Source organism: Candidatus Methylomirabilota bacterium, from assembly GCA_036002485.1.
In the GTDB taxonomy this organism is placed as follows: domain Bacteria; phylum Methylomirabilota; class Methylomirabilia; order Rokubacteriales; family CSP1-6; genus AR37.
Genome location: DASYTI010000211.1, coordinates 1 through 2,553, shown reverse-complemented (window position 1 = coordinate 2,553; position 2,553 = coordinate 1). Strand labels below are relative to the sequence as shown.

General features: G+C 69.5%; 2 protein-coding genes. Both read right to left on the bottom strand.

What is annotated here, in order from left to right:
• Window positions 1-1,326 (bottom strand): dihydrolipoyl dehydrogenase (gene lpdA, locus VGT00_18875; protein HEV8533495.1); only part of this gene is annotated, 1,326 nt, incomplete at its 3' end.
• Between the two features lie 4 nt (window positions 1,327-1,330).
• Window positions 1,331-2,553 (bottom strand): dihydrolipoamide acetyltransferase family protein (locus VGT00_18870; protein HEV8533494.1); only part of this gene is annotated, 1,223 nt, incomplete at its 5' end.

Sequence of the window (2,553 nt, the reverse complement as noted above, 5' to 3'; positions counted from 1 at the left end):
GGCGTGGATGGTGTGGATGATCTCCTCGAGAGTGGCCTCGAGGGTGCGGCCCACCGCGAACTCATGGATCATCTCCGTCGCCTCGGGCCCGACGATGTGCACGCCCAGGATCTCCCCGGTGCGCTTGTCGGCCACGACCTTCAGGAAACCCTCCGTCTCGCCCAGGGCCACCGCCTTGCCATTGGCCGTGAAGGGAAAGCGCCCCACGGCGATCTCGCGGCCATTGGTCTTCGCCTGAGCCTCGGACAGACCGATCGACGCGACCTGGGGCCGGCAGTAGGTGCAGGACGGGACATTGTCGTAGTCAACCGGACGTGGCGAGCGGCCCGCGATGGCCTCGGCGGCCACCACGCCTTCCGCCATCGCCTTGTGGGCCAGCATCTGGCGTCCCGTCATGTCGCCCACCGCGAAGATCCCCTTGACCGATGTCTCCATGGTGGGTCCGACGGTCACAAGCCCACGCTCCGCGGCCACCCCCAGGGTCTCGAGGCCCAACCCTCGCGTTTTCGAGGCGCGTCCGACCGCCATCAGCACTTGCTGGGCCTCCAGGCGCTCCGTCTTGCCCTCGGCCTCGATCTCCACGGCCAGACCGGCCTTGCCAGGACTGACCTTCTGCACCCGAACACCGGTGCGGACGGTCATGCCGCGTCGACTGAAGACCCGCCCGAGCAAGGCCGAGACCTCCTCGTCCTCGACGGGCAGCACGCGCGGCAGCGCCTCGAGCACGGTCACGGCGACGCCGTAGGCGCCGTACACGTCGGCGAATTCCATGCCCACGGCGCCCGCGCCAATGACGATGAGGGAGGCGGGCTTGGCCTCGGTTCGCACGGCGCCATTGGACGAGATGACCTGCTTCTCGTCGATGGTGACACCGGGCAGCGATCTGGGCTCGGAGCCGGTGGCCAGGATGATGGCCTTGGCCTCCAGAGTCTGGACCCCGTCCTTGCCCGTGACCTCGACGACGTTCTTCGCCTTGAGGGTGCCGGTGCCCGGGACCAGGGTGATCTTGTTCTTGCGGAAGAGGAACTCGACGCCCTTGGCCATGCGATCGGCCACCCGCCGTGATCGCTGTATGGCCTGCGCATAGTCGGCTGACCACGTCCCCACGGTGACGCCGAATTCTTCCGCGCGCTGAAAGAGCCCCACGATCTCCGCGTTTCGCAGGAGGGCCTTGGTGGGAATGCAGCCCCAGTTGAGGCAGACCCCGCCTGGCCGGTCGTCCTCGACGGCGGCCACGGAGAGACCGAGCTGGGCGCAGCGGATGGCGGCGACATAGCCGCCCGGGCCCGTGCCGACCACGACGACGTCGAAGCGCTGAGCGGCCACCGCGCTATACCAGGAGCCGCAGGGGCTCTTCCAGCAGCCGCTTCACGTCCTGAAGGAAACGCGCCCCCATGGCGCCATCCATGACCCGGTGGTCGCACGAGATGGTCATCTTCATGCGGCGGCCCACGCGGATCTGGTCGCCATCGGCCACGGGCTTCTCGAGGACGGAGCCCACGGCGAGGATGGCGCCTTCCGGCGGGTTGATGATGGCCGAGAACTCCTCGACATCGAACATGCCGAGGTTGGAGACGGAGAACGTGGCCCCGCTCATCTCCTGCGCGCGGAGCTTGCCCCCCCGCGCCCGCTCGGCGAGATCCCGCGCCTCGAAGGCGATCTGGGTCAGGGGTTTGGCATCACAATCCCGCAGCACCGGCGTGATGAGCCCCTCGTCGAGGGCGACGGCGATTCCGATATGCGCGCGGTGGAAAACGCGGATGGCCTGACCCTGGAGCTGGGCATTGACGCCAGGGTTCTTGAGCAGAGCGAGGGCGCACGCCTTGATGATCATGTCGGTGACGGAGACCTTGGGCTGCCCCTCGAGCGCGTTGAGGTCGCCGCGGAGGGCCCAGGCCCGGTCCATGGCCACTTCCGAGGTGACGTAGAAGTGGGGAATCGGCCCCTTGGACAATGGCATGCGCTTGGCGATGATGGCGCGCATCGCCGACAACGGCTTGTCCTCGTATTCGGCGCCCGTGCGCTGCGGAATGACGAAGGCCGGGCGCGCGGCCGCCGCGGGAGCGGCGGGAACGGGACGCGCAGCCGGCGCCGGGGCCACCGCCGGGGCAGTGGCGGCCGACTCGACGTCTCGACGCACGATCCGGCCGCCCGGGCCCGATCCCTGAATGAGCCTGAGATCCACTCCCGACTGGGCAGCGACCTTTCGGGCCAGCGGCGAGGCCTTGACCCGGCCTCCGCCTGCGGGAGCCGCCGCGGCGGGGACAGGCGACATGGGCACGACCGCGGTGGTGGCCGGCTCGGACTTGTAGCTCTCCATGGCGGGGAGCGGCGGCGGGGCCGCTGCGGCCAGCGCGGCCGCTTTGGCGGGAGCGGGCGGGGCGGCGGCCGGGGCCGCCGACGGCGCCGAGGCGGCGAGAGTCGAGATATCGTCGGAAGGCTCGGCAATGACGCCGATGAGGTCCCCTACCGGCACCTGTCCCCCCTCGCCCACGATGATCTTGCGCAGGACGCCCGAGCCGAAAGCCTCGATCTCGACATTGGCCTTGTCCG